The sequence below is a fragment of the Paenibacillus cymbidii genome, from assembly GCF_004764705.1.
Lineage (GTDB): Bacteria > Bacillota > Bacilli > Paenibacillales > NBRC-103111 > Paenibacillus_AN > Paenibacillus_AN cymbidii.
Map to the genome: position 1 here is coordinate 1 of NZ_SHLX01000007.1, position 25839 is coordinate 25839.

Consider the following 25839-nt stretch of genomic DNA (forward strand, 5'->3'; position numbering starts at 1 on the left):
CCCGCTCCCGCGCCGGCTGCGCCCGCTCCCGCACCGGCTGCGCCCGCTCCTGCGCCGGCTGCGCCCGCTCCCGCGCCGGCTGCTTCCGCCGCGCCGCCAGAGCTCCAGGCGCCGGGCACGGCTTCGCCTTGCGCCGCCAGTTGCTGCGCGGCAGCCAAGCCGAGCTGCGCCAGCGCGGCCGCCTGCTCCCGTGCGGCTTCGGCCAGCGCGTCGCTGTTCTGCAGCTGCGCCAGTTGCTGCTGCAATTGCTCCTGCAGCGCCGCCAGCGCTGCGCCCGTTTCGGCACCTCCGGCCGTTCGCAGCGCTGCAGCCGCCGCTTGCAGCGACGTCTGCAGCGCTTGCTTCGGTGCCCCTTCGCCGGGGGCGGTTTGCGCCAACTGCTCAAGCTGTTTGGCCGCCGCCTGTTTCTGCTCGGCGGACATCTGCGCCAGCTGCTGACGCAGCGCATCGATTCCTCGCTGCAGCGCCGCTTCGTCCCGCTGCGCCAAGCTGTCGCCAATCGCGGCCAACGCCGGGGTTCGCTTCATCTGTTCGGCCCATTTTCCGGCCTGATCGAGTTTGCGTTGTTCGGCCGCTGCCGTTTTATCGAGCCCGGACATCGCGGCTTCCATTTTATCCAATGCATCGCCTACTGAAGCGCTCTCCTTCAAATCGGCATTCAACTGTCGGACGGTTTCGGCGACAGGTTGGAGCGGATCGGCCGGCTGTGCATGCGACTCTTGCCGTTCGGCCATTTCGTTCGTTTCGGCCGTCAATTGACGGAGCGTCTGACCCAGCTCTTGCCGCTTCGCCAGCACATCGTCCTGCGGATTCGGCAGCACGAGCAGCAAGGCGAGCACAAGCGCGCCACCGACAGCAGCAAACAGGTACGGCTTGCGCAACTGCGGCACGAGACGCTTTCGCACATCTCCGGCATGCGTTTCCGTCCATAGCTCCGCTTCTTCCCTCTGCATGCGAATAATCGGCGAATCGTCGCGCAAATAGTGCAGTGCGGTGCGAATCGCCTCCTCGCCGCCTTCGCGGTCCAGCACGCGGGCGGCTTCGGCAGGCGGAACGCTGCGCAGCAGCGCGTAACCGGCGCCGATCGCAACGCCTGCCGCAACAAGCAGCAGCGACAACGCCCGATGACCCGCCAGCGGCATCAGCCGCGCCAGCAACGCAACCAACAGCCCGGCGCCGATTCCCGCCGCCAGACCGTACGTTGCGAACGCGACGGCGCGAATGCCAAGCAGCCGGCGCTGGACCGGCTTCAACAAATGCAGCAGCCTTACGGATTCCGCATGCGCCATAAATTCCGCCTCCTCTCAGTTGCCGAATCAGCCGCGGCGCTTCAGGCGCGGCCGAATGTAACGCACGCTGAGCCAGATCGCGCCGGCGGCCAGCAAAGCGTAGCCGACGACAAACTGCTGCCAGATCGCAAAAGGCGGCTCGTAAATGCCGTTGCCCGGCGAACGGTAAATTTGCTCCGACATGCCCGGCTCGAAAATACTGAGCAACGCGGCCACCGGATTCATTCCGATCACAAGACCGATCCAGTAAAAATGCGCCGTTCCCGGCGAGCCGTTGTTGTGCAGCGCTTGATCGATCCCTTGCAGGAACAAATAGGCAAGCGCCGTGCCGCCAAACAGAAACAGCATCGTGCCGTAGGTGACGACCACGGCGACCATCGTCCGTTTCATCAGCGTGGAGAACAGCACGCCAAACGCGCCGAGCGCGACCATCGTAAATACGTAGAACAAAAACACAAGCGCGAGTTGCCCCGGCGAAATGCCGCCGTACAAAAAGACGATGCTGTAAATCGGCAGTGTAGCGACAACGACGAGCAGCATGAAGCTGAGCGCCGATACGAGCTTGCTCACCACGATGGTCGTCGAGCTCATCTGTGTCGTCAGCAGCATGCCGAGGGTTTGTTTTTCGCGTTCGCCGCTGATGACGCCCGCAGTCAGCCCCGGTGTCATAAATGCGACCAGTACGAGCTGCGCCACACTAAGAAAATAAAACATGTCTCGGCTTTGGCTGGAATTGATCCGCGGCGCGCCTCCGCTGCCCAGCACATTCAAATAGATGAAACCGAACGCAAGCAAGCCGACGGCGATCAAATAAAGCAAGATGGCGAGCGGCGAGCGGAACGAGCGCATGCGCAGCCGGAACTCTTTGTCCAGCACGGGATTGATTAAGGTGTGTCTGAAAACCCGCTCAGGTGCATCTTTCACCGCCTTTTCGCCCCCTGCTGCGTTATTTTTGTTTGACGTACCCCGGTACGCCTGCACAAAACTGCCTTGCATGGAACGAAAATTCGGCCAAATCTGCTGTCTTCGGAGTCTCCAGACACACCTAGCTTCTGGCGCCAGTTCATGACGACAGGTCCCCTCCCTTCGTGATCGCAAGAAACACGTCTTCCAAATTCGTCTGCGCCTCATGGAACGAAATGATGCGCCTGCCGCTTGCAATCAGCTCCCGCAGCAGTTCGATCTGCTCCTCGTCCTGCCCGCCGAAATGGACGCGCAGGTCGTTTCCTTCGCGTTCGACACCGGTCACATGCGCACAATCTTCCAGGAAACGCGCCGCTTCCTCCGCATCGCCGAGCAGCCGGATGTGCAGCACCCGTTTGACGCGCAACCTTGCCTGAATGTCGCTCACTTTGCCGTGGGCAATCAGACTGCCGTGCTCGATTACGCCGATTTCATCGACCATCTCCGCCAGTTCGGGCAAAATATGCGATGAAATGAGAATCGTTTTGCCCATCATCTTGAGTTCTTTCAAAATTTCCCGCATTTCGATGCGCGCTCGCGGATCGAGGCCGGAAGCGGGTTCGTCGAGAATCAGCACTTCGGGATCGTGCACCAGGCAGCGCGCCAGACAGAGACGCTGCTTCATGCCGCGCGACAGCGAATCGACGTAAACGTTGGCCTTGTCGGTCAAGTTGACCAGCTCCAGCAGCTGCGGGATGAGCTTCTCCCGCTCCGCGCGCGGAATACCGTAGCTGCCGCCGTAGAAATGCAAATACTCGGTCGTCTTGAACTGGTCGTACACGCCGAAGAAGTCGGGCATGTAACCGATCAGCTTGCGTACCCGGTCCGGATGATCGGCCACTTCGAAGCCGCCGACTTTGGCCGTTCCCGACGTAGGCGCAAGAAGTGTCGCCAAGATCGACATCGTCGTCGATTTGCCCGCGCCGTTTGGCCCGACAAAACCGAATACCGTGCCTTTGCCGATACGCAAATGCAGATTATTTAATGCCGTGAATGAACCGTAACTTTTGCACAAGCCTTCGATTTCGATCATGGGCGTATCGCTGTCGATTTCATCCGGAGCAGCTTCCATTGCGGTTGCCGTCGCCGTTTCGCGAGCCTCTTGTTCCTTCATCCTACTTCACCGTCCCTTCAAGCGCAACGTCCGGATACTGAAACGTTACCGTTTGGGCCGACGACGCCTTGATCCGGATCGTACGCCCTTCGACCAGCAGTTCGTTCAACCTGTCGCTCAAATCGACGGTGCCTCCCGCCTGCCAGACGAAAGGAATCCACGAACGGCTCGCTTCGTTCCAAATTTGCATCGCGGCCGCGTTCGCCGTATTGTCTGTTCGCATGTGCAGACTGGTATACTGAACGTTCCCCGTTATGGCGGGCAGGCGGTATTCGAATGTAAAATCGCCCCCGCCGATCGTCATGTTGTTGCCCGGCACGCCGAACAATTGCTGCAAATTGTTGTCGACTACAACGGGCGAAAGGTACCCATAAGGAATCTGCACCGCACTGCCTTGCACGAACTTGGGTTCGATTTGCTGGACCCACATATTCAGTTGATCGGACTTGGCATTCGAACCGTTCACTTTGTACGATAGCAGACTGTCCTTGCTCCAGCCGATGACGTACGGAGCGTTCGACGGCGCCGCGTTCCCGTTCAACTTGCGGGAGAAGTACGTTTCCGCCATTTGCCGCTCGCGCACAAACTCGTCGTTTCGCCCCGAGGCGTTCGGAAACAGCGAACTGCCAATATCGTAAAACGCGTTCATCCCGGCAGGGCCCGTGGACAGGGAGAACGGTTTGCTTTCGCCGGCTTTCAAATCGCCGATCTCCACCGCCCTCATGTTCATGAACACGGCAACATGCTTCATGTCGTGCTGCGTCCGGTTGACGATTTCGCCGCCAAGGCCGTTGCTGTCCACATGCGACGTTACCTCGAACTTGCCGTACGGTTCGTTGTTGCCCGCCGCAACAGCCGTCTTGCGCGTCGACCAGTACGGAATTCGCTTGAATGAAAGACGAGGCCCGGCAGGCGATTCGGCAACAACCGGATCGGAAGTTTCGCTCACTTTGGTTACAGGCCGCGAGCCGCCGGAATCGAACGGAAGCAGCCGGGTGCCTGCCGGCATTTCAATCGTATACCGTCCGCCCCGCGGCACGAACAGCGCCATCGCGCTGACCCGGTTCCCCATCCCGCTGTCGTTCAGTTCGATTGTGCTGAGCGTGTGCGTGATCGTGGCATTTTTTTTGGATGCCCCGATCATGTAGACGCCGACGCTGAACAAGATGGAGAACGCCGGAATGACCGCCCAGGCCCATTCCCGCTTGTCGAGTTTCTTCAACAGCACGTAGAGCAGCGGCGCAACAAGAAGCGCGTAAGCGGCAAACAGCAGAAGCAGCAAATCCAGCGAAGGCGGCGAGATCGACGGAAACCAGTCCAACGCGTAGTTAATTTCCGTCATCGCATCGACGCTGGAGATGCCCGTTGTCCGACCTATTTTGACCAGCGATGCCGTTGCCAGGCTTTGCAGCACGCGCGCCCACAAATCGGCGTTGCCGTTCCAGGATGCTACCGGTTCCAGGGCCAGGTCGTAGGCGATATACCAGACGGAGCCGCTGCCGTACGTTTGCCGGGCGACAAGCGGCAAGCCGTCGGTCGAATACAGCGTGCTGCCGGCTTTCAGCGCGGCGGCGGAAATCGGAAACGGCAACGACAGCGGCAGCTCCTTGCCCGCCGCATGGGCGAGCGATTCAAGCGAAGCCGCCGTTGACATGCCGGTATACGAAACTGGAGCGATCGTTTCGAACGCTTTGGCCGTTTTCGGATAGCCGGCGCCGCCGGCCAGAACCAATTGGCCGCCCCGCTCGGTCCAGGCGACGAGCGCCTTGGTTTGCGCTTCCGTCAGCGTATCGGTGGCCGTATCGTTAAAGACGATCATGTTCAGCCCCTGAAGCTGCAGCGCGTCGTCCGGAAGCTTGTCGCCCGCCATGTGCACGACATCTAGATCGAAATTTTTCTGGTTGAGCAGCGCAAGGAAATTAAGCGTATCGGGATCGCGCGCAATGACGCCAATCAGCAGTTGGCGGGAAACCGACGTTTCCGCCCAGTCGTTCCCGGCGCTGAACGGAATGCGTTTTCCTTTCGCAAACGATCCTTCAAAGAAGGAAATACGATTGTTTCCGGGTGTAAGCACCATGCCGGGCACGACGAACCGAACCGACTTTTCGCTGCCGGCCGGCAATTCCAGGTACTGGGTATAAGCCAGATTGTCGCCGCTCGTATTGTACGGGCTGCCCATTTCGAGCACCACTTCGCCGGTTACGGCTTCCCCGCCATTGCGCAGCGTGACCGTCAGCGGGTACCATTCGCTTTCCTTGGCCTTGCCTTCGAATCCGACCTCTGCCTTCACTTCGATCGCATACCCCGCCGCGAACGCGCGACCTCCCCCGCTGCGATCTTCATTCGGGAGCACCGTTATTGCAAACACAAGCATGACGAGCAATGAAACGAACAAACGATAGCGGCTGCGTATCACGGGTGTTCCCCTTTCGACATTGGTGGCAGTGTTTGGTGCTTTTGGTTCTATTGCCAATATAATCATTATATGAAAAGCTTCTATCGAAGTATAGGCCGGGCATCCATGCCGATCCTTCCGTATGATAAACGAATTTGGCTTCGCGGAAGTTGCATTTGCGGCCACGTTGCCGGCTGGTTTGTGCGATTGCATTTTGTTTTGCCGGGAAAAGCGGGTATGATAGAAGAAAATGGCGGCATTTGCCGCAATACGGATGTTGGGCGACGGAGGCGTGTCACCAAATGGCGAAAAAACAACGCAATACGAACAAATATGTCGCCGGATTGTCGCTGGCCGCGATGGGCGGCGGATTTGCCGCAACGCTCCCCTTTGAAGACGGCTTCCTAGGCTTGCTGCAGGGCGGATTCGAAGCAGGCCTGGTCGGCGGATTGGCCGACTGGTTTGCTGTCACTGCCTTGTTCCGGCATCCGCTCGGCATTCCGATCCCGCACACCGCCTTGCTGCCCAAAAACCGTGAAAAGCTGACCCGTTCGGTCATCGCCATGTTGGAAACGGAGCTGCTGAGCATGGACAGCATCCGCGCCAAAATCGAGCCGCTTCCGATCTCCCGCACGCTGCTGTCCAAGCTGGAAGAGGAGCTTCACGGCGAAACGCTCCCTCAAGGCATCGTGACGATGCTGAGCGCGGCGATTCGTTTCGTGCAGACGGACAAGCTGGCGGCGCCGGTCGCAGAAGCTGCGAAACAAGCGATCATCGATGCCGTTTCGAATACCGAAACGCTGCGCAAGCTGATCGAAACCGTCATGGAGCGCGACTATGATGCGAAAGTGCTGGATACGGCGCTGGAGAAGGCGCAAGATTGGGTCGCCAAGCCGGAAACGCGCGATTATTTGGGCGGTATCGCGATGCAGCTGATTAGCCAGCTCAAGGTCGGCGGATTCATGCAATTCGCCGTGCAGGCATTCCTCGGTTATTTGAGCGAAGACAAGCTGGGCGATATGGCGCAAACGTTCCTTCGCGGCAAAATCGTCCAACTGCAAAACGCCGACGACCGCGACCGCCAAGCCATTCTCGGCGTTATTCGGCGCGAGCTGCGGGCGCTCCCGGACCGCCCCGGCATAAGCGAAACCATTGCCCAGGCTGCGGGGCAAATGATCGATGCCTTCGGTCTTGTTGCGCATGCGGAGCGTCTGCTGACGACGCTTAAAGAACGCGCGCTCGCCTTCGTGCAAGGCGATTCGTTCGTTAGCGACTGGCTTGTGCCGCAAGGCACAACGTTGATCGCAAAACTGCGGGACGACGAACAAGCGATTACACGCACGGACGACTGGATTAAAGAGCGAATCGTCGCCGTTATTGAAAAGAACTATCATAAGATCGGCCAACTCGCCAAAGAAAACATCGATCGGCTCGACAACGATTCGTTGATCGCTTTCATCGAAGATAAAGTCGGCAAAGATTTGCAGTGGATCCGCATCAACGGCGCGATTTGCGGATTTTTGGTCGGACTGGCTTTGTACGGCATTCGATCGTTGATGTAAGTTATTCCCTGTACAGGGCAATGATACAAATGCAGCTTGTCAGCTGCCGCCATTCGACCTTACAATATGTCTGGGAAGCAAGGAGGTCCGGAATGGAAAAAGAATGGTTAGAAGAAGTAAAGTCGCTCGTTCTGGATATGCGCGTGGAAATGAGAGAGATGCGGCAGGAGATTCCGAGCGTACGTTCTGAGATTCAAGAAGTGCGGACCAAAATGCGGCAAGGTTTCCGCGATCAGGATGCAAAAATCGATCAATTGCGAGCCGAAATGAAACAAGATTTCAAATTGTTGGGTGACTAGTGCGAACGCATTGGGAAGTTGGCCGCCGGTCATGACCACCAAATTCGTATCACGGCCCGCCATCAGAGAGCCATGGAAATGGATCTGGAGCTTACGATCGATCGGGTCGACAAGCTCGAACTCGCGCTTCAACCTTGACAGAAGCCCGGAGCAGCCATTGCCCCGGGCTTCCTTGCGTTCCAACCGACGTTACAGTTGTGTGCTCCGCTTCTTGAACTGGGTAGGCGACATTCCCGTCTCCTGCTTGAACTGGCGGGAAAAATAGTGAAGGCTCGCATACCCGAGCTTTTGCGCCACCGCTTCGACCGTGTTTTCCTCGATCAGCAAATATTTGGCCCGGCGGATGCGCTCTTGCGCGACATATTGTTTGGGCGCGGCGCCCACGCTCTGCTGAAACAACTCGGCGAAATAGGTCGGGTGATAACCGCATAAGCGCGCCAGTTCCGCCGAAGTCCAGGCCCGATCGGGCTGCTTGCGGATCGCTTCCAGGGCAGGCGCGATTTTGCGCCGGGAAGCGGTGTCCCTGCCTTCTTCAATCCGATGGCGGAGAATGACCGTCAGTAATTGCACGATCAATCCGCGCAGCACGGATTCATAGCCGGGCTCGGCAAAACGGTACTCGCGCGTGATCTGCATGAACAACGACTCCAGATGCGGCAGCGTAAACTGAAACGGAAACGGCATAACGCCAAATCCGTCCACTTCGATGGTGTAAACCAATGCCGCTTTGCCAATCTCCGACGCCGGACACAGGACGATGCCGGGGTTCGGATGAACCGGTACCGGCGAGATTTGGTCCCAGCTGAAATGGATGCTTGCAAATGTCCATTCGATGTGAGCGGCGACTTCGATCAGGTGCGGACTTTCCGCCCCGTAAAACACCCCCATACCTCCCGTCATCTTGATCCGCTCTCCGCCAATTGTCAGCGTCGCTTCCCCATCGATCGTATATACAAGCTGGCAGTCCGGGATGATCCTCGGTCCCCAAGTGCAATCGGTCGCCGATTCCATGTAATTGGCATAATTCACCCGCGGACGTTGTTGCGACAATTTGCCGACATGTACGACCGAATCTGTCATTTCCCCCACTCTCTCCTCGCATCTGTCATCGTAATGGTGAGATATCTTCTTTTTTCATAACACATCATCTGTGATTTGTGCAACTATTCTCGTTCTCTCTCTAACGACTTGCGTTTGACCGCCTGTTACAATGAAGGCAAGAAACGCAATCAACCGATTGACGAAAGGATGAACGCCATGTTGACGAAGGAACAAGTGGAACAGTTTGAAAGAGATGGATATATCAAAGGGGACGTCGTGCTGAGCGACGATGAAGTCGAGGTGCTTCGCGCGGAGCTTGATTTGGTGATGAGCGGCCAATCGGTGAAAAAACCGGTGTTGAACCGTAATTTGCTCGACGGCAATACGGAATACGGCATGAACATGGTGAAATCGGAGACGGTTGTGCAGATTGTCAACATCTGGATGGCCAGCGATGCCTTCCTGAAGCATGCCGGCAACCCGAAAATTTGCGAAGAAATCGCCCAGCTGTGCGGCACGGACACGCTGCGCATCTGGCACGACCAAATCCAGTACAAACCGCCGGTCACGGGCGGCCCAACCGCCTGGCACCAGGACCACCCGGCATGGCCGATCATTCAGCCGGCCGACTTGATTAGCGCCTGGGTGGCGCTCGACGACGCCGTCATCGACAACGGCTGCATGTGGATGGTGCCGGGCAGCCACAAGTGGGGCGACCACAATCGTTATCTCGACAGCACGGCGGATTTCAAACCGTTCCATCGGGAGCCGCATCTGCTGCCGAGCGGCGTCGATACGACTGCCGTGCCGTTCGAAATCAAAAAAGGCCAAGTCGGCTACCATCATTGCCTGACTTGGCACGGCAGCCCGCATAACCGCTCCGAAATGAAGCGGCGGGCCATTGCAGTGCATTATATGCCGGACCATATCCGTTTCGAACCGACGGGCAGACACCCGATGGAAACGCATATTGCCGTCGAACCGGGGAAGCAACTTGTCGGAGACAGCTTTCCGGTCGTGTGGACGGCATCATCGGTGACATCGGCTTAAATCAATTCAAGTAACTCGTAATCAGTCCGGCCGTTTCTTCGATTGCCTTGTCGGTCACGTCGATGACCGGGCAGCCGAGCTGCTTCATAATCGCATGCGCGTGCTCGAGCTCTTCGGCGATGCGTGCCAGCGACGCGTATTTGGAGCCGTGCGGCAAGCCAAGCGCCTTCAACCGTTCGAGCCGGATTTTAAGCATTTGTTCGGGATCCATCGTCAAACCGATCACCCGGCCGCCGGAGAGCAGAAACAGCTCTTTCGGCGGCTTTACTTCGGGCATAATCGGGAAATTGGCCACTTTGTACCCTTTGTGGGCAAGGAAGATGCTAAGCGGCGTCTTCGACGTGCGCGACACGCCCACGAGCACGATATTCGCCTTGAGCAGCGCGCTCGTGTCTCGTCCGTCATCGCATTTGACGGCGAATTCGATCGCTTCGACGCGGCGGAAATAGTCGTCGTCCATGCGATGCAGCAGCCCCGGCTTGCGGCTCGGCGAATCGTTGAACGTATCGATGAACGCCTGCATCATCGGCCCCATAATATCGACCGCCCGTACGCCCAGGCGGATCGCCTCTTCCTTCATCATCTCGCGCAGCTCCGGCTGCACCAGCGTAAACGCGACGAAGCCTCCCTGCGCCGCCGTTTCTTCCATGATCGAACGAATTTCGTCCTCGTGCTTGATATGGCCGATCCGTCTCAGCTTGACCTGGTGGCCGTCAAACTGGCGGATCGTCGCCCGCACGACCGCTTCCGCCGTTTCCCCGACGGAATCGGAACAAATCGTGATGATATGCTGCTGTCCTTCCGACACTTCGTTCCCCTCCATCTTCTGTTACCCGCCCGTGGCGTAGTCAAGCAGCAGTTTGGTAATCGTCGTTTTGGAAATGCGGCCGACCACTTCAGGCAGTTCGGACGCACCTCTGTCGCCGGTCCGCCCCGTTGCCGGCGTTGCGACAGAAGCCGGGGCAATGACAGGCAAGCTGTCGACCTGGTGAACGATCATTTTGCGCGCGGCTTCCAGCACGCTGTCTTCCGGCACGACGGTGACGACGTTCGGCGTCCGCGTCATGACGAGGCTGATCGGCATGGCGGCGGCCGACGGATTGCCGAGCGTCACTTTGAGCAAATCTTTGCGCGACACGACGCCGAGCAGCCGGCCGTCCGCATCCGCTACGATCAGGTTGCCGACGTTCTCCATAAACAACGTCACGACGGCGTCGTTGACGGTCGCCGTCTCGCGGACGATAACCGGCATCGCCTGCACGTCCTTGACGAGCACGTCGGCCAGGTGGCTTGGCGCCGGACGCTCCGCTTTGGCATCGGCTTTGCCCGGGAAATAGCCGACCTTCGGTTTCGCATCGATATAGCCGAGCATGACGAGCAGCGACAGGTCCGAACGCAACGTCGGCCGGCTGACGCCAAGCTCTTCGGCGATTTGTTCGCCGGTAATCGGCGCCCGCTTGCCGATCAGCTCCACGATGTCCATCTGGCGCGTAGTTAAGCGAATAATAGACCCCTCCTAAGCCCCGCTGATTTACAACGATCAATATCAATTATTACCGCATCGGGCCGTTCCCCAGGTCCGATCGGCAATGATTTTCACCGCTTGCGCCGGGCCGGCTTCGCTGAATTGCATCGATCAATAAAACTCATTACCGCATCGGGCCGCTCCCCAGGTCCGATCGGCAATGATTTTCACCACGTGCGCCGGGCCGGCTTCGCTGATTTGCATCGATCAATAAAACTCATTATAACATAACGGAATGCCCCCTACAGCGCTATTGCGCGTAAAGGGCATTCTTCCGAGCGGGCGCGCAGCGCAGGCCGACCAATTTCGTTACGACACGATACGCTCCTGACGCTCATCCGCTGCATCGCCCAACGTCAGCTGCGCCTGTGCCGCCGCCAGCCGCGCGAGCGGCACACGGTACGGCGAACAGCTGACATAGTCGAGGCCGGCGCTGTGGCAAAAGAAAATCGACTCCTTGTCGCCGCCGTGTTCGCCGCAAATGCCGGTTTTCAGCTGCGGTTTGACCGCACGGCCGCCGGCGACGGCCCATTCGATCAGTTGGCCGACCCCTTCGCCGTCGAGCACCTGAAACGGGTTGGCCGGCAGCAGCTTGTTGTCCACGTAGTGCGACAGAAACTTGCCTTCCGCGTCGTCGCGGCTGCAGCCAAACGTCATTTGCGTCAAATCGTTCGTGCCAAACGAGAAAAAATCGGCGTGTTTGGCGATTTTGCGAGCGGTCAACGCGGCGCGCGGCACTTCGATCATCGTGCCGACCTTGTACGGCACTTCGCGCGCGTCGGCGCCGAGCACTTGTCCGGCAACACGATCGATCAGCTCGCGCAAGATCCGCAGCTCGTTCTCATGGCCGACAAGCGGCACCATAATTTCCGGCAGCACCCGCACGCCTTCCAGCATGCAAACGCGCGCCGCGCGGAAAATGGCTTCGATCTGCATGTCGTAAATGTCGGGGAACACGATGCCGAGCCGGCAGCCGCGCTGCCCCAGCATCGGATTCGCTTCGTGCAGCGAACGGACTTTGCGGATCAAGCCGGCGAGCGCATCCCGCTCGGCGGCGTCCGCATCGCCTTGCTGCAGTGTCAGCCGCAAATGCCGGCCGACGAGTTCCTCGAGGTTCGGCAAAAACTCATGCAGCGGCGGATCCAGCAGCCGGATCGTCACCGGCAAACCGTCCATCGCCCGGAAGATGCCTTCAAAATCGGCCTGCTGCATCGGCAGCAGCTTGCGCAGCTGAACGAGGCGGTCTTCCGCCGTTTCGGCGAGAATCATCGCCTGCACGACCGGCAGCCGCTGCGGCGACAGGAACATATGCTCGGTTCGGCACAAGCCGACCCCTTCGGCGCCGAACTCGCGCGCTTTGGCCGCATCCTCGGGATTGTCGGCATTGGCGATGACACGCAGCCTCCTCACGTCATCGGCCCAAGCCAACATCTGCATCAGCTCCGGCGTCATGTCCGCATCCTTCAGCGGCACATGACCCGCGATGACGCGTCCTGTCGAGCCGTCCAGCGTAATGATGTCGCCTTCGGCAACGACGCGGCCGCCGATGACGGCGGTACGGCTCGCTTCGTCGACGCGGGCGTCCTCGCAGCCGCATACGCAGCATTTGCCCATCCCGCGGGCGACGACGGCGGCATGGCTCGTCATGCCCCCGCGGCTCGTCAGCACGCCTTCGGCGGCAATAACGCCGTGAATGTCTTCCGGCGTCGTTTCGGCGCGGACGAGAATGACGCGGTCGCCGCGTTTGGCCCACAGCTCGGCCGTATCGGCGTCGAACACGGCGGCGCCCGATGCCGCTCCCGGCGAAGCCGGCAATCCGGTCGCCAGCACCTCAAGCTTCGCCTCCGGATCGATTGCCGGATGCAGCAGTTGGTCGAGATGGCCGACTTCCACGCGCAGCAGTGCTTCGTCCGGCGTAATCGTGTCTTCCGCTACCAGGTCGGCGGCGATTTTCAGCGCGGCCTGGGCGGTTCTTTTGCCGACGCGGGTCTGCAGCATGTACAGCTTGCCTCGCTCGACGGTAAACTCGATGTCCTGCATATCGCGGTAGTGAGCTTCGAGCTGGCGGGCGGTGCGCGTCAACTGCGCGAACACTTCCGGCATGGCGTTTTCCAGTTCGTCGATCGGGCGCGGCGTGCGGACGCCGGCGACGACGTCTTCCCCTTGCGCGTTTTCGAGAAATTCGCCGAAAAGCACGTTGTCGCCCGTCGACGGGTTGCGGGTGAACAACACGCCGGTACCGCAATCGTCGCCCAAATTGCCGAATACCATGGCCTGAATATTGACCGCCGTCCCCTGTTCGTCGGGAATGCGGTTGACGCTGCGGTAAATGCGCGCCCGTTGGTTGTTCCACGAACGGAATACGGCTTCGACCGCCAGGCGGAGCTGGTCTTGGACATTCTGCGGGAACGTCGTGCGGGCCAGCCGCGTAATGACCGCCTTGTATTGTTCGATCAGCGTTTGCCAATGTTCGGCCGTCAACTGTTGATCGCTTGCCGCGCCGACCGATTGCTTCAATTGATGCAGCAGCGTTTCGAAATGAACGCCTTCGACGCCGAACACGACGTTGCCGAACATTTGCACGAGCCGCCTGTAACAATCGTAGGCGAACCGGGCGTTGCCCGTTTCATCGGCCAGCGCCCGCACGGTTTCATCGTTCAGCCCCAAATTGAGAATCGTGTCCATCATGCCCGGCATCGAGTCTACCGAACCCGAACGCACCGAGACGAGCAGCGGCCGCTGCGGATCGCCGAAACGGCGCCCCGTCTGCGCCTCGACTCCTTCCAGCGCGTCGGTTACCTCTTTCATCAGCCCGCCCGGGAGCGTTCTTCCCGCGTAGAAGGCGCGGCAGGCGTCCGTCGTAATCGTAAAGCCCGGCGGCACCGGCAAACCGGCTTTCGTCATTTCCGCCAAATTCGCTCCTTTGCCGCCAAGCAGCTGCCGCATCGCGGCATTGCCGTCGTGGAAGCGGACAATCCATTGCGTATTCATCGTCGATTCCTCCCGAATGATCGTGGATAACCGCCTTGACGGCGTATCGTATCGTTGCGCTGCGCCATGCACGGCATGGCCATAGGCGTTTTTCTACACGGCTGCAGGGTTACGGATCGGTTCGCTCGCCTGTCCGGCGATGCCGGCTGCGGCTACGGTGCGAGCCAGGTCGATCACGCGGCATGCATAAGCCCATTCGTTGTCATACCAGGCGAGCACTTTCAGCTGCCGGCCCGACGCCATCAGCGACAAGCCGTCGATGACCGCCGATTTGTCGCAGCCGTTGTAGTCGCTCGATACGAGCGGCTCTTCGCTATAATCGACGATCGCCGATAATCGGCCGCGGGCCGCTTGTTTCAACACTTCGGCCGCCTCGGCCGTTTCCACTTCGCGCCGCAGTTCGACCGTCAAATCGAGCAGCGACACGTTCGCAACCGGAACGCGCAGCGAAATGCCCGACAAGAGCGGGCCGAGGTGCGGAATGATTTCGCCGATCGCCTGCCCGGCGCCGGTCGACGTCGGGATGACCGACTGCGCGCATGCCCGCGCCCGGCGCAAGTCGCGGTGAGGGTTGTCGACATGGTTCTGGTCGTTCGTATACGCGTGCACCGTTGTCAGCCAGCCGCGTTCGATGCCGAACGCCTCGTCCAAAATATGCAGCACCGGAGCGGCGCAATTCGTCGTGCACGATGCGGCGGACAGCAAATGATGGCGCGCCGGCGCATACTTGTTGTCATTGACGCCCATGACCACCGTCAAATCAAGCCCTTTGCCCGGCGCCGAAACGATCACCTTGGCAGCGCCGGCGATCCGGTGTTTGTCCGCATCGGCGCGTTTCGTAAACTTGCCTGTGGCATCGATAACGAGGGAAACGCCAAGCTGCCGCCACGGCAATTGCGCCGGATCCGGCTCGGCGATTACCGGCACCCGGATACCGTCGATGACAACGGCTCCTTCCTCCGCCCGGATTTCCGCCTCCCATCTGCCATGCACCGTATCGTATTTCAACAAGTGCGCCAGCGTTGCTGTCGGGTGCAAACAATTGACGGCAGCAATGCGCAGCTCCTGCCGGGCGGAGGCGAAAACCCGCCGCAGCAGCAGCCGGCCGATACGTCCCATGCCGTTGATACCGATCGTCGTCACCAACCATTCCTCCCCAAAATGTGGCTTTCGGCCTTGCATTTATTTATTGTATATCATATTATTATTTATGACACAATAATTATTTTTAACCCGATTTAGTACGTCATATTTATACTAATCATTCATGTTACTGGAGGAATCGGCATGCAAAGGGAATTGTCGCTGGAAATCGTACGCGTGACGGAATTGGCGGCGCTGGCGTCGGCAAGATGGATGGGACGCGGGGAGAAGAACGAAGCGGACGCTGCGGCGACGGCGGCAATGCGGGCCATGTTCGATTCGGTGTCGATCAAAGGAACAGTAGTGATCGGGGAAGGCGAAATGGACGAGGCGCCGATGCTGTACATCGGCGAAGAAGTCGGCAACGGCGAAGGCCCGGAAGTCGATGTGGCGGTCGATCCGCTGGAAGGAACGGAGCTTGTCGCCAAAGGGCTCAACAATGCGCTTGCCGTCATCGCGGTGGCGAACAAAGGGAATTTGCTTCATGCGCCGGACATGTATATGGAGAAACTGGCGTTCGGGCCGGCACTGCGCGGCAAGCTGAGTCTCGCCGACCCGCTCACCGTCACGCTGGAGAAAGCGGCGGCGCTCCTGCATAAAAATATTGCCGACTTGACCGTTTCGATTCTCGACCGCAAGCGGCATGCCGATATTATGGGCACGCTTCGCCGTGTCGGCGTGCGCATCAAGCTGCTTAGCGACGGCGATGTCGCCGGAGCGATTGCGCCGGCGTTCCCCGAGTCGGGCATCGACTTGTACGTCGGATCGGGCGGCGCGCCGGAAGGCGTACTCGCGGCGGCGGCTCTGTGCTGCCTGGGCGGAGAACTGCAAGGCAGACTGATGCCGGCCGATCAGTCCGAGCTCGATCGCTGCGCCTCGATGGGCATCACCGATCCGCACCGCGTGCTGACGATGGAAGATATGATCGGTCGCGAAGACGTTATTTTCGCCGCGACCGGCATTACGCCGGGCGATTTTCTCGGCGGCGTGCGCTACTTGCCCGACCAGCGGGCGGAAACGCATTCGCTCGTCATGCGTGCCAAAACGCGCACGATCCGCTTCATTCGCTCACTTCATTACTTGCCGAACAAGCCGCTGCTCGTGTAACGATGCCAGCCTGCAGGTCACGCGTGCAAAGGTAAGTTTTCATGTCAAACCTGAGGCGGAGCCAATAAGCGGATGCAGACAGATTCGGTAACCGAACCTTTCTGAAATGACCGTGGGAGCATTGCTCTCACGGTTTTTGTGCGCCGCTTGCCCGTATTCCACCTGCAGTTGCCTTTGGACAACTCAGCCACGCCCCCACCTTTTCTCAGACACAAGTTGTCAGTCTGGCATTTACCGTACGCGACATGCCGGGGAAACCTCGCAATTGGAGCATCGATGGAGTTGTTCTGATCTTTGTCCGCCATCAATCCAACAAATGCATCGTTTTAGCAAATCCGTCACCTTCCATACGAGCAAGAGCATTGTCGCGCTCCTCAGCAACGGTTCTTCCTCGATGAACTAACCTGACGGCAGTTAATGCATCTCCGATACAACGCTTGGCATCCTCGTATCCTTGCTCAATTAATTCCTGGATTCGCTCGCGGCGAAAATTAAACATACTTGATAAAAATCCATTCGGATGGAGCGAATGCTGGGGACGGACCTCAATAATTGTTGTGCCTGGAAAGTCATTTCTGTTAAAGAACGATCCGTCGGAAAGATTAACAACGATGCAATTACTATATCCTGCATCTACTAAAGGCTTAATAGGTGTATTTCCTTTTGAAGTCATCGCACCGCCTAATCCCCCGTCAACATATCGTTTACCTTGCACCACTTGACTTCCATAGACAACAGGAATCGCAGCACTGGAAAGCACTACAGAAAGACGTTGTTCGGCAGGCAACTTGTTCAGGAGGAAATAATGAGAATCCCTTGTATCTTTGACTCCAACCCCTGCAAGAGCGTACTCCAGTACATCTCTCGCTGTTCCGCGGCTTTCGTAGGCTGAAATCCACACCATAGGAGCAGCATCCAACTCTTGTATACCCAGTTCTTCTCCCAATAATTGTTGTAGAAAGCTGTTATCCAGCAAGCCTTCTTTCAGCTTTTTAGAGATCGGATTCTCGCTCACAAGTTGCCCGACTCGCTCAAGATGCTTCCATTCTGTTGGGATATATTTTAACATGCTCTCCAAAATGGCCAGACCAGGATGGTTGATCAACATTTTTTTGAAGCTTACCAACAGAAATCCATAAATGATAAATTGATTGTTCACTCGAAGTACATCATCGGCTTCAAGGGTCAGCCACACCTCCTCCATACGATTGACCCCTTCTTCAAACGATGAAGCGGTTGCCAGAAAGACAGCATTCAAAGCCCCGATGCTTGCTCCGGCATAGGCGGCAGGAGTTAATCCGTGCTCTTTCATATACCGCGCTACACCAACCTCATAAGCTCCTCGCGCACCGCCACCTGAAAGCACCAATCCGAACCGTTCAAAATCCTTCGGCATATTGTCCCTCGAGCTCCAATCGGGTTCTTGACTCAGTCAACAATCGCTCGCTCAATCTTTTGCTGGAATAAATAAGTGGAATCACTTTGCTTTTCTCCAGAAGTGTCGTTTTGATTAACTCCTCAAGATCGCAGTTCCGCATATCCTGTTGCATGATTCGGGAAACGACGTTTTGCATGGGTGCCAGCTCAGTATCGAAGAAAAAGGCAAACATCTTCTTATGAACATCTTTCTCCTTCGCAACAGGCGTGAGCCACTCTGCGGTTGGTAAATGCCTATCATTTATACCTTCGCGATTCGCCAACACGATGCAACATTTATCATATACTTGCTCTCTGAACTCCGGATTTTCTTTGTCATACTTGCCAAAGCTCCCCCAATTCAATGCTTCGAGCACAAGCATCATTTGGGTTAACGGCGCGAACTTTTTATAACCCCCTGCTTCCCACTTGTCAAATTCTTTGTCCATATGGTTTTTGGCACTTAACCGCAAGCCTATGGAGCGCACCTCATCTTGAAGTGCGTTAGTGCGTTGTTGGTACATCAACAATCGCTCATCCAGAAGCTCAAGCGTTGCTTTCAACTCCAAATGTTTATAAACCAACTTTTGCACACCGTTCCTGGTCTCAAGCAGTTTGTTCGATACATAGGTAAGCGCACGGTCAGTCTGGATTTGTCCAACCTGAAGGTTTTCAAGCCACATTGCAGTCGTTCGCAGACCTTCAGCTATATTCTGATCGATGTGCTGTTGCCTTCTCGCCGCCCTTCCGGTAAGGGCATCCCATGCCCGGCTTGTTATGCTATGATTCCTTTGGTTCCTGACTCCAATATGTTCGCGAGCAACTTCCAGACCATTCACCAAATCAATAATCATTTTATCTTGCAAAACAGGAATGTCCCTGAGCAAATCGCATATTTCATTATCCTCAATAATAGATTCAGCAACTGCAGATTCGGCGGCTTCTTTCATACCAAGCTTCCCTCTTTCTTTCGAATTTCCTGCATTAGCGCCTCGCCAACAAAATCAAGATCCTGTTGGTGAACACTCGCTACGTCAAGAAATGTCTTTAAAGCCGCCGATAACTTTCCCAAAGTTTCCTCTTTCTCCTGCTTGTCCTTAACTCCATCCAGTAAGTTGCCGCGGAATTTATCAAGATAAAGCTTTAATTCATCGAAATAGGCAGTCAAATTACTTCCCAGTTCCTGCGATACATACTTCTCCAAATCTTTTTGTAATTTCTTTTGGGATGTGTTCAACTCTTTAAGTACATCAGCACCTATTTTTTTCGTATCGATATGAAACTCATCTTCATAAACGGTATAGCTTACCTCATGTTCCCTCAGCCATAATGTGTACCATTTTCGTTCATATCTCGTTTTCGTTTTCTCAACATTCTTTTCCTCAATTGAGTTGTTTGTTATTTGATCAAATTCTACTTTGATCGGTGTAATTGTCTTTTGTTTAAAAGAGATTTTCAGATCGAATGCATCGTTCAAGGTTTGCGCCGCGTGCTCCAGAACGGCCGACACATTATGATCGATCCGCTTCTGCAATTCAGCTTCCATCTGCTGAACGGATTCGTTAACCATGTTTTGGATGTCGTTGGATAAATGACCGACATCCGCACGGATGGCTTCATCAATCTTATCCAGAAATTCATTCGCTTCACGTTTGCTTGAAAACACATTTTTCCCGTTTTTCGCAATATTGATATAGATATCGTTAGCATCCGAAGGGAATTCTTTGAAAAAACGAAGCCCCACCCACTTTTCCTTGTTCTGTTTATTAGCTAGTTCGATCTGATTCCGTTTCATTTCTAGCCGCTTTCCCTCGTTGAACAAAGTCTCAATCAATTTCGTTAATGTTTTATTACCTTGGTCAAATATACTGTTTGTTTTTGTGCGAAGCTGCTGTAAAGCAGCTGTCGAAATCGAATCGGCTTCTTTTTTCGTTTTCTCAATACGGGCAATATCTTTTTCAAGCCCACTAATGAAGCTTTGCAACGTTTTAATGTCAATATGAATGCTGCGGTCTCTCATTTGCAAATATTCCACTATTCTTTCATCATAGTGGTTCATCTTTTCAACAGCCGACTTCAATGCAATCAGCGCTGCTTCAGCATAGGCTTTGCCAATTACTTCTTCAAGAGGTTCGAGCATCATGCTCCTCTTCCATATTCGCTCCGCACTTGATTTAAGCCGCTCTACATCTTCGAGGTCTTCCTCCCAATCCACTCCAAGCGCTCTTTGTCCGAAATCTTCTACCCATTCTGCTGTATCAGGGTCTGGGAGTTTGCCCTTAGTGGAAATCTCATTCAGTGCGAAATTAGCCAAATAACCTAACTGACTAGAAACCGGAAATACCCTTTCAATAGGCAACTCATGGTCAAACAATTCTCCACTTACATAACGTTTTACTTCTTTTTCGTCCATCGAGTTACGATCTCTTTGGTCAAACTTGTTGACGAGCACGAACAATCTGTCACGGGAATATTTCGCTACCTGTTCAATCGCCCTTCTCACTTCGGCATCAGCTTCGGAATTAAGCTGCGTGTAATCCAATATAGCGAGTACGGCTGACGCCTTTTGCAGCTGTTCTTCCAGGATCCCGCGAAGATGCACTTGACCGGCTTCATTTGGTCCAGGCGTATCAATCAAAGATAGCTGACCGGCTACTTGCTGTTTTTTACCCTTTAAATGGAAAAACTCTACTTCAATCGTAGGAAATTCCCGGATCGAAGTATATTCGGTCAATGGAGAGGGCAAGTTCAAGTTTTTTGGATCACACATTCTCGATATATCATTGATCGACTTCAGGAAGGAATAGACACCTGCAGTTCCTATGTATGACGACTTCAACGTACTCAAGCGATCTGATAAAATATCTTCAATTAATAGTTTGCCATCTTCCGAGGAGTTTATAGGCAACTCAGCTCTCTCATCGCCGCTCATCTTCGACAGTTCTTGCTTTATTCGTAAAATCGCGCGATTAAATGGCTCGGGCTTTAAGAATGTAAGATGAGGCTCATCTTGTCCCACCTTATGCCTAATAACCGTAGGCAGCGTTGTCATAGGACGATTGCGATTAGGCAGAACTTCTTGGCCAATAATTGCATTAATGGAAGTGGATTTACCCGCCTTCATTGTCCCAACAACGGCTAAAGTCAATTCTAACCCTTCTACTTTCGCTTTCTCGTCTTCCAATGTTTTGCGCCAAAATTCAGCTGTTTTGCGATCAACGGAACGCGCTTGCCGGTCGCTGTCATCCTTGAGAATATTCCCATCTCTAAGGAGTTCAGTGACTAAATCATGTTGGTTGGCTAGCAGTCTAAGAACTTCCTCGCTAACAGCAATAATTGTGCTAGCATACATCACGCTCATCCTGTTTTCCTCCCAGGCCGACTCTGTCCGATTTTGTTGTATTATAGGCTTCGGTGAAGAGGGTTGCGTAAGCCTAAAGAACCACCGCACAGTCCTATTCGACGTGCGGTGGTAATATCCTGCCCCCCTGGCATGGATTAGAAATTATTTAAACTGCCCGTACACCGTCTTCGTGACCGTTTCCGACTCCTTGTTCATATTATTAACGGCCTTGAAGGTAAGCACATTTTCTCCCTCATTCAGAGTTACCGTTCTGCGAAATGAGGAGTAGTCGACGTATTCACCGTTCATGTAAATTTTTGGAGAGCTGTCATTGGTATCTGTCGCACGGCCGGTTATGCTTAATGTTTTCAAGGTTGTTCGCTCAGGCATCGGATCGATGGTGAGGCTTGGAGCGTCTATTTTATAGGTGGCCACGATATCCTGTGTTTTTCTTTTTGAACCTTTTGCGGCCTCCAGTTTAAATGTTTTGCTGCCTTCTTGTTCGAATGTAAACGGAACCATGCCGCCAACGTACCCATTCCCCATTTGGTCCATGATGACTGTTTTGCCGTCAACCGTGATCCTTGTGCCTTCTTCTGCTTTTATGGAAAGAGTAACTTCGGCGGGGTTGTTCCCGGGTATAATGACAGCCGATACCCCCAATTCCTCCATTGCCGAGGAAACCGCTTGTTTCGTAGCTCGGTTTAATAACACTACGCATTCCGCGCGAGGAATGCTTTGGGTCGGTCGGAAGGTGCCGTCTTCAAATCTATTGATTAATCCGCGCTCAGCCGCAATGCTTACGTACTTCGCAAGTCCAGGCGAGATGTCCCCTGCATCCCTGAAAATATATTGAGCATACTGGGGATTTTCCACGTCGCGATCAGTCAAACCCATCATTCGGATCAAGGCAACCGCAATATCTTCGCGTGATGCCGCCTCTTCGGGGTGAAACGCCATCTTCCCGCCGAATGGGTTCGCGTAGCCTGTTAAAAAGTCCTTGGATACTTCAATATATGGATATGACCATTTGTCCGCGGGAACGTCAGAAAAGGTCGGCTCGGCAGGGGTAGTCAATGAAGCTTGGAAGGTTAATACCAACATTTTGGTGAATTGCTCACGCGTAACCTTTTCCTCCGGAGCGAATTTGCCTTCGGCAACCCCATTGATGATTCCTGTTTTTGCAAAATAGTCTATCGCTTCTCTCGCCCAATCGTAATCGTCCGTAACATCCATAAATACAACGGTATTGTTATTGCCAATAATCTGGCTGACATTCTCGGCATGGGTTACAGGCGTTACGCTAAAGAATAGCATTATAGCCAGGAATAATGGAATCAGCTTTTTATAAACAGGCATATTGAACCTCCTCGTAATATGAATACGCTATTACCATTAAACCCTGCTTCAGGATGTCGTTTTCTTACTCATAAGCAAGAAGCCAACACCTGATAACACAGCAGTAATCGCTCCGATCATGGCCGCTATCCCAATATCGCCAACCATCATTCCGCCTAATATGATTCCGATTACTCCCACGACGACAAGCAAAATCCCAATGATCTTCATTGTCTTAGTCCTCCTTATTATCGGTTAAGATTGATCGCAACTGCGTTTACTTGTGGAATCGTGATTTGCCCTCCCAAGGTGGATTGATACGTTTTCAACCCTTTGGACACACCCCAGAATGTGACGATGTCATCTTCCAGAATGCGCGGCTCGTCTTTTCCTCTTTTGTAAGTCACATATACAGTGTCGTCATATCCGAACTCACTTTTCGTTACATTGATTCGGTAGACGATATTGTTGCCGGATTCCATGACTTGAATGACTTCGCCTCTGTACACGACTTTTTGATCCATGTACTCCTTCGGGTTTCGGGCCAACTCCTTGTAGGGGTAAGATGCAGCTTCCGATTGAAACTGTTCCAGATTAATCGGCTCTTTCGTTGAATTGGCTGATTGACCTCCCTTTCCGCCTTCCGTTATGCCTGGAGTACTCTCTTGTTCCTGAGGAGACTCATCATCACTGGCAAAAATGCCAATAAAAATAAATATCCCAAAAATAATTCCAACTATAAATAGCAGAGACTTTAAACAACCGCCTCGCTTCTTTTGGGGCATGATAGCAGTGGGAAATTCCGCATTTCCGAGCTGTGAAACTTTATCTGCAGATAACGCGGTTCCACAGCTATTGCAAAACTTCGCAGCATTGTCGTTTGGCGCCTCACATTTAGAGCAGTTCAATATTCCTCCTCCATTTCCCCTTTGATTGTTTTGTGCGACACCAGACATGGTTATGGCTTCAAGTTCCGCAGCAGCTTGAAGATGCGGTAATAAACGAGCTGTTCGCCCCGGCTTACGCTTCCCAGTTCCAGCGCAATGCGCTCCGGAATGTTGGCTGGCTCGATTGGATCGTTGTCATCATCCGCTGGCTCGGCTTCGACGCGCTGCAGCAGCACGCTGCTGTCCACGGAAAGCGCATCGGCAATTTTGCCGATAATGCGAACCGTGGGCGAGCGGCGTTCGCCGCGTTCGATCTGCCCCAAATAAGAGGCGTCGATTTGCGCCCGGTAAGCAAGTTCTTCCTGGGTCCACCCCAGCCTCTTGCGCAATCTGCGAATCTTTTGGCCCATAAGCGCCTCATTCGGGTTCATATCCTCCTCACCGCCTATTTTTTCCTTTTCTTCGTTCCATCATAGTGCAGGAATCGACTTTTCCCCACAGATGATCGTCCTGATTCGGGATGATTTTCGTCACGATCGTCACTATTCGTAGGCCCGGAGATAGTGTATCATAGGGCTCGGGAACGTCTGTCCGGCGGTCATGCGTCCGGACAAGCGACCTGCCGCTGCCGCGGGTGGCGCCACAACGCGGAACAGCAAGCCGAAACTGACGACGCGTTCACCATTTGGACAAATTTTTCGCATCTTTCGCCATAAACCGCACGACAAAATGTCACCATTTCGCCACACTTTGATTCGCAGATGAGTACGGGAGGGGTTTCGTTTGCGAAGAAGCAAATCATTGCGGCGCCATCTGTTTTGGCAATTTGATTTTCAGTTTGACTTTACTAAGATTGGGAGTTCCTGGTCGGTGGATCGTTTGCTCGCAGCGATTGATGTGGGCAGACCATTCGATTACGTGTGCAAGTACTTGGAGTTGGACGACGCGGCGCTGGCGGCGGCAGCCAAACGGTATGCGCTGCATTCGCTTTACGAGGAGCTGCGGCAGCTGACGGCCAGGCAAGTCGATCTGATGCTGATGTACTATGACCATACTGTTCTCGGATACCCGCTTGGCGATCTGCTGGAGGAAATGGTCTATCTTGATTCGACGGCTTATTTGCACGCGTACGAAAATGCGATTCTGTATCTGAATGACGCGGGTTACGGAGAGCAAGCGAACGTGTCCTTATCCACGTTGCCGGAACGCGCGCGCGAGCAGGCGCTGAAGCGTCTGTTCGACGGCATGCCGTTCAACCTCGACGAGCCGGAGTCGGCCGCTGCGCTCGACAGCGTCAAACGCAACTGGTACAAGCAGGGCGGCAAATCCGCCGCCGCTTTTCGTTTCTTCGCGCATTACGTAAAGCAGGATCAATATTTGCACCCCCACCCGAATGATGTGTTGTCCGGCAATCGCCGAACACGGATGCTGCAGCAGTACGAAACATTCCGTGCCGTTCTCAAGGATGTAGCGGCCAACCAGCGCATTGCCGAAGATTTGCGCCGCTACGAAAGCGAGCTGCATCCCGTCTATTTGCATTATGCAAGCGCCAAAATCGAAGCCTCCGGCCTGTTGGCCGATCCCGACCGTAAGCGCAACGGCGAGCTGATCGTGAAGTTGACGGGATTGCTGACGCTGGTGAAAAGTCCGGAAATCAGACGGATGTTGTTCGACAAGCTGGTGGAAGGACCGGGAAAGCTGCCGTTTAACTTTCTCGACGACTACGCCATACCCGACATAATGTACGAAGATTTCGAAGCGGAAATGGACGATATCGATGAGGCCCGAGAAGGTCGCGCGGCGCTGTATATCTCGCTTCTCATTACTATTGAGGTGGCGTTGAAAGCTTTCGTAAGAGATAAAATCAAGGAAGCCGTCTCCTGTTTCGGTGTTGCCGCGATGGTTCTGAAGCAGACCGCGGAGCCGGGAGACGAAGCCGAATTGGCGCGGTTGAAGGAACGGCTCGTGCTTGTGGCGTTGATGCGCAAGACGGGGGAAGATGCGGCCCAGTTGTTGTCCAGCCCGCCTTACGAAGCGTCGACCGCTCCATTCCCGGCCGCGTCCGACCGGACGTTTTCTCTTGTCTACCAGTGGGTATACAACATCAATAAAGCGTACACCAAGGGGAAGCTGTTTCGTGACGCGTGGCGACAGCTGGCGCGCCCGGGCAGCAGCCGCACGATCAACTCGGCCCGTATGCTGACCGAACCTTTCGAGGCGTTCGACAATGCATTCAAACGGTTCGCCCGGATTAAGCCGGGGGATCTCGGGTGCTACGACGTCGATAATCTTATCGACAACTTGTAGCGGTTTGTCCCCGCTGTCGACCCGTAAACGCACAAAAAGCTGCCCCGGCCATTGAATGGCTTCGGGGCA

The 25839-nt window shown here is 55.1% G+C and carries 21 protein-coding genes; 5 read left to right on the forward strand and 16 right to left on the reverse strand.

Annotation, left to right across the window (positions count from 1 at the left end):
* From EXY20_RS39475 to EXY20_RS11140, 4 genes are all read right to left on the reverse strand, one after another.
* The coding region (locus EXY20_RS39475; RefSeq protein ID WP_207671253.1) for a hypothetical protein at nt 1–1289 on the reverse strand (1289 nt) is incomplete at its 3' end.
* Nucleotides 1290–1316: 27 nt separating this feature from the next.
* Nucleotides 1317–2213 carry an ABC transporter permease gene (locus EXY20_RS11130; protein ID WP_235885663.1) on the reverse strand — a complete coding sequence of 299 codons (897 nt, stop codon included), beginning with the start codon at nt 2211–2213 and terminating at the stop codon, nt 1317–1319.
* Between the two features lie 139 nt (nt 2214–2352).
* On the reverse strand, nt 2353–3285 hold the full coding sequence (locus EXY20_RS11135) for an ABC transporter ATP-binding protein (protein WP_135551366.1): 933 nt from the start codon (nt 3283–3285) through the stop codon (nt 2353–2355).
* An 82-nt stretch (nt 3286–3367) separates the two neighbouring features.
* Nucleotides 3368–5782: a DUF7408 domain-containing protein gene (locus EXY20_RS11140; RefSeq protein WP_135550869.1), complete on the reverse strand. Its 2415-nt coding sequence runs from the start codon at nt 5780–5782 to the stop codon at nt 3368–3370.
* 281 nt (nt 5783–6063) lie between these two features.
* Between EXY20_RS11140 and EXY20_RS11145 the strand changes: the two genes are divergently transcribed.
* Entirely contained in the window at nt 6064–7323 is a 1260-nt protein-coding gene (locus EXY20_RS11145; RefSeq protein ID WP_135550871.1) for a DUF445 domain-containing protein, read from the forward strand.
* 92 nt (nt 7324–7415) lie between these two features.
* Nucleotides 7416–7622: a hypothetical protein gene (locus tag EXY20_RS11150; RefSeq protein WP_135550873.1), complete on the forward strand. Its 207-nt coding sequence runs from the start codon at nt 7416–7418 to the stop codon at nt 7620–7622.
* A gap of 189 nt (nt 7623–7811) precedes the next feature.
* On the opposite strand, the gene EXY20_RS11155 is transcribed toward EXY20_RS11150, so the two are convergent.
* The gene (locus tag EXY20_RS11155) at nt 7812–8702 is read right to left on the reverse strand and encodes an AraC family transcriptional regulator (protein ID WP_135550875.1); all 891 of its coding nucleotides are present in this window, start codon (nt 8700–8702) and stop codon (nt 7812–7814) included.
* A 177-nt stretch (nt 8703–8879) separates the two neighbouring features.
* Between EXY20_RS11155 and EXY20_RS11160 the strand changes: the two genes are divergently transcribed.
* Nucleotides 8880–9713, forward strand: coding sequence for a phytanoyl-CoA dioxygenase family protein (locus EXY20_RS11160; protein WP_135550877.1), 834 nt, complete (start codon nt 8880–8882; stop codon nt 9711–9713).
* A gap of 1 nt (nt 9714) precedes the next feature.
* On the opposite strand, the gene EXY20_RS11165 is transcribed toward EXY20_RS11160, so the two are convergent.
* The 4 genes from EXY20_RS11165 to gap form a co-directional block, all read right to left on the reverse strand.
* On the reverse strand, nt 9715–10536 hold the full coding sequence (locus tag EXY20_RS11165; RefSeq protein ID WP_135550879.1) for a pyruvate, water dikinase regulatory protein: 822 nt from the start codon (nt 10534–10536) through the stop codon (nt 9715–9717).
* Between the two features lie 6 nt (nt 10537–10542).
* Nucleotides 10543–11196 carry a helix-turn-helix transcriptional regulator gene (locus EXY20_RS11170; protein ID WP_135550882.1) on the reverse strand — a complete coding sequence of 218 codons (654 nt, stop codon included), beginning with the start codon at nt 11194–11196 and terminating at the stop codon, nt 10543–10545.
* A gap of 351 nt (nt 11197–11547) precedes the next feature.
* Nucleotides 11548–14229: a pyruvate, phosphate dikinase gene (gene ppdK, locus EXY20_RS11175; protein WP_135550884.1), complete on the reverse strand. Its 2682-nt coding sequence runs from the start codon at nt 14227–14229 to the stop codon at nt 11548–11550.
* 93 nt (nt 14230–14322) lie between these two features.
* Nucleotides 14323–15411: a type I glyceraldehyde-3-phosphate dehydrogenase gene (gap, locus tag EXY20_RS11180; RefSeq protein WP_135550886.1), complete on the reverse strand. Its 1089-nt coding sequence runs from the start codon at nt 15409–15411 to the stop codon at nt 14323–14325.
* A 105-nt stretch (nt 15412–15516) separates the two neighbouring features.
* Between gap and glpX the strand changes: the two genes are divergently transcribed.
* The gene (glpX, locus tag EXY20_RS11185; RefSeq protein WP_135550888.1) at nt 15517–16479 is read left to right on the forward strand and encodes a class II fructose-bisphosphatase; all 963 of its coding nucleotides are present in this window, start codon (nt 15517–15519) and stop codon (nt 16477–16479) included.
* Between the two features lie 304 nt (nt 16480–16783).
* Here glpX and EXY20_RS11190 read toward each other — a convergent pair whose 3' ends face one another.
* The 7 genes from EXY20_RS11190 to EXY20_RS11215 form a co-directional block, all read right to left on the reverse strand.
* Entirely contained in the window at nt 16784–17875 is a 1092-nt protein-coding gene (locus tag EXY20_RS11190) for a patatin-like phospholipase family protein (RefSeq protein WP_135550890.1), read from the reverse strand.
* Nucleotides 17859–18845: a diguanylate cyclase regulator RdcB family protein gene (locus EXY20_RS11195; RefSeq protein WP_135550892.1), complete on the reverse strand. Its 987-nt coding sequence runs from the start codon at nt 18843–18845 to the stop codon at nt 17859–17861. Before EXY20_RS11195 ends, EXY20_RS11190 begins: the two co-directional genes overlap by 17 nt.
* Nucleotides 18842–21256: a dynamin family protein gene (locus tag EXY20_RS11200; RefSeq protein ID WP_135550895.1), complete on the reverse strand. Its 2415-nt coding sequence runs from the start codon at nt 21254–21256 to the stop codon at nt 18842–18844. Before EXY20_RS11200 ends, EXY20_RS11195 begins: the two co-directional genes overlap by 4 nt.
* A 144-nt stretch (nt 21257–21400) precedes the next feature.
* Nucleotides 21401–22597: an S-layer homology domain-containing protein gene (locus tag EXY20_RS11205; RefSeq protein WP_135550897.1), complete on the reverse strand. Its 1197-nt coding sequence runs from the start codon at nt 22595–22597 to the stop codon at nt 21401–21403.
* A 48-nt stretch (nt 22598–22645) separates the two neighbouring features.
* The gene (locus EXY20_RS38860; protein WP_167859166.1) at nt 22646–22807 is read right to left on the reverse strand and encodes a hypothetical protein; all 162 of its coding nucleotides are present in this window, start codon (nt 22805–22807) and stop codon (nt 22646–22648) included.
* 17 nt (nt 22808–22824) lie between these two features.
* Nucleotides 22825–23532: a zinc ribbon domain-containing protein gene (locus tag EXY20_RS11210; RefSeq protein WP_135550899.1), complete on the reverse strand. Its 708-nt coding sequence runs from the start codon at nt 23530–23532 to the stop codon at nt 22825–22827.
* A 2-nt stretch (nt 23533–23534) separates the two neighbouring features.
* Nucleotides 23535–23894, reverse strand: a complete 360-nt coding sequence (locus EXY20_RS11215) for a helix-turn-helix domain-containing protein (RefSeq protein WP_135550901.1) — start codon at nt 23892–23894, stop codon at nt 23535–23537.
* A 439-nt stretch (nt 23895–24333) separates the two neighbouring features.
* On the opposite strand from EXY20_RS11215, the gene EXY20_RS11220 reads away from it, so the two are divergent.
* A complete protein-coding gene (locus EXY20_RS11220) occupies nt 24334–25770 on the forward strand; it encodes a hypothetical protein (RefSeq protein WP_135550903.1) in 1437 nt (478 codons plus the stop codon).
* Nucleotides 25771–25839 lie beyond the last annotated feature (69 nt).

Excerpts from the sequence above, each read along its gene's own strand:
- EXY20_RS11205 (WP_135550897.1), bottom strand. The coding sequence starts at position 22,597 with ATGCCTGTTTATAAAAAGCTGATTCCATTATTCCTGGCTATAATGCTA.
- gap (WP_135550886.1), bottom strand. The coding sequence starts at position 15,411 with ATGCAAGGCCGAAAGCCACATTTTGGGGAGGAATGGTTGGTGACGACG.
- EXY20_RS11165 (WP_135550879.1), bottom strand. The coding sequence starts at position 10,536 with ATGGAGGGGAACGAAGTGTCGGAAGGACAGCAGCATATCATCACGATT.
- EXY20_RS11150 (WP_135550873.1), top strand. The coding sequence starts at position 7,416 with ATGGAAAAAGAATGGTTAGAAGAAGTAAAGTCGCTCGTTCTGGATATG.
- EXY20_RS11210 (WP_135550899.1), bottom strand. The coding sequence starts at position 23,532 with ATGTCTGGTGTCGCACAAAACAATCAAAGGGGAAATGGAGGAGGAATA.
- EXY20_RS11195 (WP_135550892.1), bottom strand. The coding sequence starts at position 18,845 with ATGAAAGAAGCCGCCGAATCTGCAGTTGCTGAATCTATTATTGAGGAT.
- EXY20_RS11190 (WP_135550890.1), bottom strand. The coding sequence starts at position 17,875 with ATGCCGAAGGATTTTGAACGGTTCGGATTGGTGCTTTCAGGTGGCGGT.
- EXY20_RS11135 (WP_135551366.1), bottom strand. The coding sequence starts at position 3,285 with ATGATCGAAATCGAAGGCTTGTGCAAAAGTTACGGTTCATTCACGGCA.
- EXY20_RS11215 (WP_135550901.1), bottom strand. The coding sequence starts at position 23,894 with ATGAACCCGAATGAGGCGCTTATGGGCCAAAAGATTCGCAGATTGCGC.
- EXY20_RS11160 (WP_135550877.1), top strand. The coding sequence starts at position 8,880 with ATGTTGACGAAGGAACAAGTGGAACAGTTTGAAAGAGATGGATATATC.
- EXY20_RS11155 (WP_135550875.1), bottom strand. The coding sequence starts at position 8,702 with ATGACAGATTCGGTCGTACATGTCGGCAAATTGTCGCAACAACGTCCG.
- EXY20_RS11145 (WP_135550871.1), top strand. The coding sequence starts at position 6,064 with ATGGCGAAAAAACAACGCAATACGAACAAATATGTCGCCGGATTGTCG.
- ppdK (WP_135550884.1), bottom strand. The coding sequence starts at position 14,229 with ATGAATACGCAATGGATTGTCCGCTTCCACGACGGCAATGCCGCGATG.
- EXY20_RS11200 (WP_135550895.1), bottom strand. The coding sequence starts at position 21,256 with ATGAGCGTGATGTATGCTAGCACAATTATTGCTGTTAGCGAGGAAGTT.
- EXY20_RS11170 (WP_135550882.1), bottom strand. The coding sequence starts at position 11,196 with ATGGACATCGTGGAGCTGATCGGCAAGCGGGCGCCGATTACCGGCGAA.
- EXY20_RS38860 (WP_167859166.1), bottom strand. The coding sequence starts at position 22,807 with ATGAAGATCATTGGGATTTTGCTTGTCGTCGTGGGAGTAATCGGAATC.
- glpX (WP_135550888.1), top strand. The coding sequence starts at position 15,517 with ATGCAAAGGGAATTGTCGCTGGAAATCGTACGCGTGACGGAATTGGCG.